At 46.9% G+C, this 8,558-nt stretch carries 6 protein-coding genes and 1 pseudogene; 6 read left to right on the plus strand and 1 reads right to left on the minus strand.

Annotated elements, in window-relative coordinates:
* A pseudogene (locus tag C7Y66_RS29185) lies at positions 1 to 815 on the minus strand (hypothetical protein); the annotation flags it as partial.
* Between the two features lie 672 nt (positions 816 to 1,487).
* On the opposite strand from C7Y66_RS29185, the gene C7Y66_RS29190 reads away from it, so the two are divergent.
* The 6 genes from C7Y66_RS29190 to C7Y66_RS29210 all read left to right on the plus strand — a co-directional run bounded on the left by C7Y66_RS29190 (position 1,488) and on the right by C7Y66_RS29210 (position 8,499).
* Positions 1,488 to 2,144 carry a Crp/Fnr family transcriptional regulator gene (locus C7Y66_RS29190; protein WP_106548223.1) on the plus strand — a complete coding sequence of 219 codons (657 nt, stop codon included), beginning with the start codon at positions 1,488 to 1,490 and terminating at the stop codon, positions 2,142 to 2,144.
* Positions 2,145 to 2,210: 66 nt separating this feature from the next.
* Positions 2,211 to 2,378, plus strand: a complete 168-nt coding sequence (locus C7Y66_RS31495) for a hypothetical protein (RefSeq protein WP_158266024.1) — start codon at positions 2,211 to 2,213, stop codon at positions 2,376 to 2,378.
* A gap of 21 nt (positions 2,379 to 2,399) precedes the next feature.
* Positions 2,400 to 3,161: a sigma-70 family RNA polymerase sigma factor gene (locus C7Y66_RS29195; protein WP_106548224.1), complete on the plus strand. Its 762-nt coding sequence runs from the start codon at positions 2,400 to 2,402 to the stop codon at positions 3,159 to 3,161.
* Between the two features lie 37 nt (positions 3,162 to 3,198).
* Entirely contained in the window at positions 3,199 to 4,644 is a 1,446-nt protein-coding gene (locus C7Y66_RS29200) for a glycoside hydrolase family 140 protein (protein WP_106548225.1), read from the plus strand.
* 281 nt (positions 4,645 to 4,925) lie between these two features.
* Positions 4,926 to 5,924, plus strand: coding sequence for an AraC family transcriptional regulator (locus tag C7Y66_RS29205; RefSeq protein ID WP_106218775.1), 999 nt, complete (start codon positions 4,926 to 4,928; stop codon positions 5,922 to 5,924).
* Between the two features lie 133 nt (positions 5,925 to 6,057).
* On the plus strand, positions 6,058 to 8,499 hold the full coding sequence (locus C7Y66_RS29210) for a TonB-dependent siderophore receptor (RefSeq protein WP_233222905.1): 2,442 nt from the start codon (positions 6,058 to 6,060) through the stop codon (positions 8,497 to 8,499).
* The last annotated feature ends 59 nt before the right edge of the window (positions 8,500 to 8,558 follow it).

An 8,558-nucleotide genomic window follows, 5' to 3' on the forward strand; every position in this document is an offset into this window, starting at 1 on the left:
ATCGCCACCGGCTTGTTGACACCGAACTCCGCCATCCATTTGCGCAGTGTCGCGATCGCATCTTCCCTGAGCTGACCGCCGTACATGTGAGTGCCGATGAGATCGGCATATTTTCCAATACCTGCCTTGAGGAGAGCGCGGTTGTATTCCGTGTTCGGTCTGGTCGCGGGTGCAGACTCGACGAGTATTCCTGGGTCTACCCGCTTGATTGCCTCGTAGCAGGCTTTTTGCATACGGACGACGGTTGCGGGTGTCTCGGGACCTCGCTTGGCATCTCGACCGCGAATATCTGGTTCGTTATCCACTATGTAGTAGCGCACCGTATCCTTCCAATGGTGAGCCACTTGACCGCATTTCCAGGCATAGTTCTTCGTCCACTGGATGGGTTCGTATCCAGCGACATCGAGTTCCCACCTGAAAGCGATTACCATGTGAAGGGCTAACCCTTTAGCCAAGTGTTCTTGAATTACTACGTCGCGCCGAGAGAAATCGCACGGCTCCCCCTCCCGCTCGCACTTCATCTTGTCTGCTCCGGTGCGGACTGCGGTGAGCCCAAGGGCAGAGATGCGCCCTGACACCATCTGGCTGAACTCCTGGGAGTCGTCGTACCCAGTGCCGTCGTTCACGCCGAAGATGACATTCCCGCCTCCTCGCTGCGGCACGTCGGTCTTCAAGTCGGCGCAGGCGAAAGAAAATGGCAGAATCGCACTGAGGATGAACGCACAGCAGAAGAATAAGAGCTTCGGATGTTTCTTTGGATGAACAGCGGCAACGAGGCGACCGATTGTGACGCGGTAAAGATCGGGTATGTGCATAATTTCTCATGCGGTAAAGTTCGCTCGGGCGGTTATGTATTTATTCCTGCCAGACATTACATGCTTATGTTCTTTTGGATCAAACCAAATCATCTTCATAAAACACCAGCGCCTTTTTTAGAATTAAGCTTCAATACTTCTGTCATATGACTTCTACCTGCTGAAGACTTTTTGCTTGACTTTTGAAGCAACTACAATAACTACTCTCAAATTTCCGCAAACAAGTTAGAGCAATTTTTTCGATTCTGCAAGCGAAACTTTTTCAGAAAAATAGCTACAGATTGAGCGCAACGGATTAGATAGCAATTCCAAAAATTTGAGAGCCTTACCTGAGAGAAGCCTATATAATTTGTCAATCTAGTCAAGTCGAGAATAAAATTTTGTAAAGTAGGAACGTGCAATTTAATACTGAATCTTTTGTTACGCCTCTATCTAAAGAAAGAGTTTTTGATTCGGTATCTGAAGTAGCTTGCGTGACTTGAGCAAATATAACTATTCTTTGGATGAATTTCATAGCTACGCTCTCGGTTAGTTCCTTGATACTTTACCGATGTGAAGTGACGAGTTCCGCTCGGTCTGTTTGTCGCATCTGAGGCGGTGTACCAACAAGTCTAGCTGTAGCGGCTGCTAGTCACGAATGAGTTGACCAAAAAGCCCAACTGATGGAGTTTTATGCAACAGTCAAGTCCGCTCGTTGGCTTAATCACTCCACCGTTCCAACAGCAATGGAAGCGTCGCGCGCAGCTGCCAGAACACAGCGAAGTTTTATGGCGGATCGAATCAGGTGTCGTCTGTAGTATGACTTGGACTGCTGAAGGCGAGCTAGTTTGCTTGGGCTATTGGGGAGTGGGAGATGTGGTGGGACACCGATTGTCACGAGTGCGACCTTACGAAATCCACTGCCTCACAGATGTCGTCATCAGCTGCTGTTCCTACACTCAGCGATCGCATTTCACCGATGCCATCATTCACCAGCAGCAGCAAACCGAAGAACTCCTGAGCATTGTTCATCTCAATCCCCTGTCTCAGAAGTTATGGCAGCTCCTCATGTGGTTGAGTCAAAAATTCGGTTGCGACGTGGAAAACGGTCGCTTGCTCGATCTGCCGCTCACCCATCAGCAGTTGGCTCAGACGCTGGGGACGAATCGGGTCACGGTGACCACAATCCTTCAGCGGTTAGAAGCAGAGGGAAAAATACATCGGCAGCAACGGCGGCTCGTTGTTGCACGGCAGGAAAACCACGCTCGTCAGTCAAAAGACGTGCAATCTAGAGAGCGAGCAAACAGGGCGCGCCACCGGGCTAACATCATCACGAGCGATCGCTCCTGAACTTTTCCGTACCTGTGTGCAATTGACAAGCTTTTAGTATGAGTAGAGAATAAGCCAAAAGCAAAGATGCCGAAAGTCAGATTCAGAGCGCTTGTAACATTTGCTAGCAGCGCTCGACGTGCGAGAGCGATCGTGGCGATCGAGAATCTCTCAAGCGAGCCGCTGCAAAAGATGGAGCGCATGACCGAGAACTTTCTCGGCTCGACTCAAATTTCTGCGGTGGTCGCTCGATAACGTTCGCGATTGAGGTGTTTTATGGTGGTGACTCAAACTAACGTCTACTGTAATGAGATCGAGCTGTTGATTTCTTACTATCAAAAGCCTTCGCTCTGGTTACGCAATCGACTGGTGAGAAGGCACGCTGGGTTAGTACGCCAGATGGCGCGTCAACTGTACCATCGCTCTCCCGAACCTTATGAAGATTTAGAGCAGATTGGATACTTCGGTTTGATTCGCGCGATCGAGCGCTTTAATCCCGATCGAGGATATGCTTTTAGTTCTTTTGCAATTCCTTATATTCGCGGTGAAATTTTACATTTTATCCGCGATCGCGCCGGAGTGGTAAAAATCCCCCGCCGCTGGCAAGAGCTTCACGCTCGCGGGCAAAAAGTTTGCCAACAATTAACTTCTTCTCTCGGTCGTCTTCCGACAGATTTAGAGATTGCGCGATCGCTGCACGTCTCGCTGTCAGAATGGAGAGAAAGCCAATTAGCCATTCAAAATTGCCGCGTCTTCAGTTTAGATAGTACGTTGGTTCGAGAGCCCGATGGTCAGATTCAACTAGCCGATACCATAGCAGAGCGACGTTCTTGCACTTTACAGCCAGAAGAAGAGCGGCAACAATTGCGCTTCGCTATGAACCAGTTGGAAGAAAATACTCGCAAGGCAGTTGAATTGGTCTTCCTCCAGCAATTTTCTCGCAAAAAAGCAGCTCAATACCTTGGTGTGAGTCCGATGACTGTCACTCGATATCTACAAAAAGGCAAACAACAGTTGTTTGAGCTGTTGCAACCCTAGAATTTTGGACTCGACTGAACCCAGGGGCTAGAAAACTATGAGACGTTTTTTGCTTTGGATGTTACCGCTCGCTGTCTGTTTCCTCTTATCGAGTTGCAATACTGTCATGGCAGGAGCGCGAACGAGTAAATTGAGCCAACTGCGTGTCAGTCACAACGGTCGGTTTTTGGTGAAAGAGGATGGTTCGCCTTTCTTTTGGCTGGGCGATACGTCGTGGGCAATTCTTCAGAAGGCAACGCGCGAGGATGCGCACAATCAACCTTCCGTGTTACGCTATCTCGAAGATCGCGCTGCCAAGAGATTCAACGTGATTCAGTGTCGTTTGGTTAGGAACGCCGAGAGTACAAATGCTTACGGTCAAGCGGCGTTTATCCGAGGCAACTTTGCCCGACCTCAGATTGCTAACGGTGCTAACAACGATTATTGGGACATGGCTGACTGGTTTGTGGCGCAGGCTGAAGCGCACGGACTCTATCTGGCTCTGCTGCCGATTTGGGCTAACAACGTACCGAATCACGACCCAATAGTTCAGAATCCTGCGATTGCTTATCGCTACGGACATTTCCTTGGCAACCGTTGGCGGCATAAATCGCACTTGATTTGGGTGATGGGCGGAGATCCGGTGCGCGAGCGGGACGTTGACAATCCAGAACGACTGAGAATGACCCGCGCCATAGCCGAGGGAATTGCGGATGGTGCGAACGGTGACGCGCGATTTGACGGGCAAGCAGATTACAGCACGACATTGATGACTTACCACCCTCGCGGTGGCGGTCGCTCGTCTTCGCGCCATCTGCACCAGGAAAAGTGGCTCGACTTTAACATGATTCAAACCACAACTTCTTTCGAGTTTCGTAACTACAAAACGATCGCCGCAGACTATGCAAAAGAACCGCCGAAGCCAACGCTGGATGCCGAAGTTGCATACGAAAACTCACTTTCTCTGAGCAGGAATGCGCCACCGGACAAGCGAATTCAGCCTTGGCACGTTCGCAAAGCGGCATACTGGGCTGTGTTTGCTGGTGGCTTCGGTCATACCTACGGTCATCGTAGCTTTATTGGTTGGGTTCGTGAAGGCGAACATCTGGGGAGAGGTGCGGACATCCCGTGGTTCAAATCCCTCGATGCGCCAGGTGCGGGTCAAATGACATATCTACGCAATCTGATGGAGTCGCAACCGTTTCTAACGCGGATTCCAGATCGCTCCTCGATCGCAAACGGGCAGAGAGAGCAACTCAATCGCATTCAGGCGACACGGAATGCTGATGGCAGCTATGTCATGCTCTATCTTCCAACTAGTAATGCTGTAACAATTCAAATGGATAAAATTTCAGGCGAGCGGGTGAAAGCACGCTGGTTTAACCCGCGTCAAGGGACTTGGCAGGCGATCGGCGAATTCGCTGCGGCTGGCACGAAACGCTTCGTTCCGCCATCCCACGAGCGCGATCGCGACTGGGTACTGGTACTAGAGCGGGCGGATTAGTTTTATCGCGTGCGTTCAATCAGCGATTCTTGTAGATGTAGTACAGTTTTTGAAAGCAATTCTCAATTAATTAAAAGAAATTATACACGATCGCTAGCGATCGCGTCTGACGCGAGACGGATTTTTTTCTATTGCAAACGGATCTCTTAGTTTCAGCTTAATGTTTTGCTTGAGGGCGATCGCATTTAGCAACGCCCTCAAGCAAATTGTATTGGGCGATCGCGTTCTAGTTTATTGAAATTTATTATCATCAAATCTAACAGCTCTACCATTTGCTAGCTATGACAATTACCCTGACGATGTACGAGGATTGGGAACTATGGGCAGGAGCTAACCCCAACAGTCTACAAAAACCAAAACCAGAGCCATTTGAAATCGTCCGCGAAATGCCTCAGCAACTGGGTAAAGGCTATGCGCGACTTATTGAGGTGTATCCCCACTTTTGGCTAATGATTGTGGACTATAAATATCGCGATGATATGTTAATCAAAATCCCTGAGTGGGATCACCCATTACAATTCTTAGTTTACCTTTCAGGTAAAATCACAGACGAATACGGGGGGCAGTTAGGAGAAGGATATACGTGTATTTCGGGTAGTGGCGTTCAACGCCAAATGACTACGCAATTACTCAAAACTCGATATGTAGGTGTTGATATCGAGATGCCTCCTGAGTTGCTGGCAACTTTTTTCCCTGATGAAGCTGGGGAAATTCCCCACCAGTTGCGTCTGTTGGCGAAGGGTAATGATTGGCAGACTTTGCTTTACCCCGAAACTACAACGGCTATTCAGGGAATAGCACAGCAAATTATCAACTGTCCTTACGAGGGAATGACAAAGCGGATGTATTTACAAGGGAAGGTGTTGGAACTAATGGCGTTGCAATTAGCTCCTATATTATCTGCTCAAGATGGAATACAGCCATCGCCACGCCTGAAAGCAGATACTATTAGCCGGATTCATTACGCTAGAGAAATTTTGTCGGCACATTTGGAAAATCCGCCGTCATTGTTGGAATTGGCGCAAATTGTTGGAGTGAGCGATCGCAATCTACGGCGCGGATTTAAGGAAATGTTTGGCACAACGGTGTTTGGCTATCTCACTAATATACGTATGGAGCAAGCAGAACAACTTTTGCGCTCTGGTAAGCTGAGTGTTGCAGAAGTTGCCAATTTGAGCGGTTATTCTCAGCAAGGACACTTTGCGGCTGCCTTTAAAAGAAAATTTGGCATTACACCTAGAGAATGCTTATCAGGAAACAGAAGTATTTTACCTTCGTAATGCCGTTTTGCGACTGTAATGCCGTTTTGGAATAGACTCTAACCCTAGTGCTTCTTTACACTATGCTTTATTGCAATTAACAACTATACGCAATAAGCCAAATTTTTATTGAAATTTCAACAACTGTGGTGTGATGAGCAAGATCGAAGGTTGGATAGTTCTGCCCAAACAAAATTCGTGGCTAGTACTCGGCTTGATAGGATATGTTTTCAGCATTGCTGTTGGTCAGCCTGTCGTGGCTCAAGTTGAATCAGATAACCAAAAATTAACTACACCTATTCCTCGATTAAGTGAAGTTAGATTTCCAGCCAGCAATGTTAAAGGTTTGCTCTCGCAATCATCAATACCAACTAACCGCCCTTCCCAAGAAGAAGTTACACAAGTGACGGGAGTACAGGCTAATTCCACCGATAAAGGTGTAGAGGTGATTTTACAAACCACCCAAGGCGAACAACTGCAAATCAGCGATCGCAGTCAAGGAAATAACTATATTGCTGATATTCCTAACGCCCAATTGCGCTTGTCAACTGGCGATGCCTTTACATTCAGTTCCCAAAAACCTGTTGAGGGTATTACTGAAATAACAGTTATAAATCTGGATGCTAATACTATTCGGGTGACGGTGACGGGTGAGGCGGGTGTCCCAACTGTCGAATTGTTGGACAGTCCAAACGAGGGTTTGATTTTTGGTATTACAACTACTGCAACTTCCGCACAACAGCCACAGCGATCGGAAACATCACCACAACCAGAAAAAGAACAGCTAAGTCAACCATCAGCAGCGGATGATGAGTCAATTGAGATAGTTGTGACGGGCGAGCAAGATGGGTATCGCGTGCCAAATGCTAGTGTGGGAACCAGAACCGATACGCCTTTGCGGGATATTCCCCAGTCGATTCAAGTCATCCCCCAAGAGGTTATCCAAGACCAGCAAGCTACTCGTCTAGTAGAAGTACTAAAGAATGCACCTGGTGTTGTGCTAGGTGGTCGAAGTCCTCGCGATCCTCTCAATATAATTAACATTCGAGGATTTGATGCATCTAATGATATTCTAATCAATGGTTTGCCAGATCCCACAGCTTCAGAAATAGCATTTGGGTCTAACATTGAACGGGTTGAAGTTCTCAAAGGACCTGCCTCAGTTCTGTTCGGTCAAGGTGGGCTAGGCGGTAGCGTTAACTTGGTCACGAAGCAGCCATTACCCGATCCTTTCTATTCCGTAGAGGCTTCTGCTGGCAGCTACAATCTTTATCGTGGTGCGATTGATTTATCCGGTCCATTGAATGAAAGCAAAACGGTACTGTATCGCCTAAATGCTTCTGCTCAAACCAGGGAAAGCTTTATTGATTTCTATGAACACCGAGACTATTTAATTGCACCAAGTTTGGCATTTCAACTCGGTGATAAAACCAAGCTGACATTAGCAGCAGAGTATCTCCTTTCAGAGGGAACCTATGATTTTGGATTACCTCCCAGAGGCAGTGTTTTGCCTAACCCTAATGGTAGGATTCCTCGTAACCGTTTTGTGAGTGAGCCTGATTTTAATCAAGTTTCAAATGAGGTATTTCGTATCGGCTATGATTTGGAACATCGCTTTAGTGAAGACTGGCAAGCAAGAAGCGTTTTTCGGACTTCCTTATTTCGCCTAAGACGAGATACTGTATTTCCACTAGCATTTCAGAGTGATGGACGTACCCTAAATAGAGGACAAGAGGATGATACTGAATACGATGCAAATACCTACAATCTTGACAATTACATTGTTGGTAACTTTGCCACAGGGAATACTAAGCATCAACTAGTAGCAGGATTTAATCTCAGAAGAACTGATATTGATTATAAATCTAATCTCAGCTTAAATTATACTCCCCTTGATGTTTTTAACCCTGTGTATGGGCGTACTCCAATCAACCCGACTTTTACACCGCAGGCTAACAAAGATAGAGTGCAGCAATTCGGTATTTATCTCCAAGACCAAATTACCTTAGCCGAAAACTTGAAGCTACTTTTGGGTGGACGCTTTGATATTGCTAATCAAAAATATCAGGAACCATTTGAACAAATAGATGACTTTAAACAAACAGAGGCTTTTAGCCCCCGTTTTGGCATTGTTTACCAGCCTATTCAACCGATTTCGCTCTATGCTAGCTACAGCCGTTCATTCAACTATTCAACATCCAGTGGATTCGCTCCTGCGGAGACCGATCCAGAACGAGGCACACAGTACGAAATTGGTGTCAAAGCCGATCTCACTGACCAATTGGCTGCAACACTAGCATTTTATGACTTAACTCGTTCCAATCTCCCAACACCCGATCCTAATAATCCGAACCGAAGTATTTTAGTTGGAGAACAGCGAAGTCGTGGGATTGAGTTTGATGTTTCTGGTGAAATCTTGCCAGGATGGAATATTATTGCAGGCTATGCTTTTACTGATGCAGAAATTACTGAAGACAATGACTTTCCAGTTGGTAATCAACTGAGTAATGTGCCGAAACACGCGCTCAACCTATGGACAACTTATGAAATTCAGTCCGGCAGCTTAGAAGGATTGGGCGGTAGTGCAATTTTGTAAAGGATAGAGGAAAATAGCCAGGAGTTGAATTTTTCCCCAAATAGTCAGGCATGAAACCC

It is taken from the genome of Chroococcidiopsis sp. CCALA 051 (assembly GCF_003015105.1).
GTDB classification, from domain to species: domain Bacteria; phylum Cyanobacteriota; class Cyanobacteriia; order Cyanobacteriales; family Chroococcidiopsidaceae; genus Chroococcidiopsis; species Chroococcidiopsis thermalis.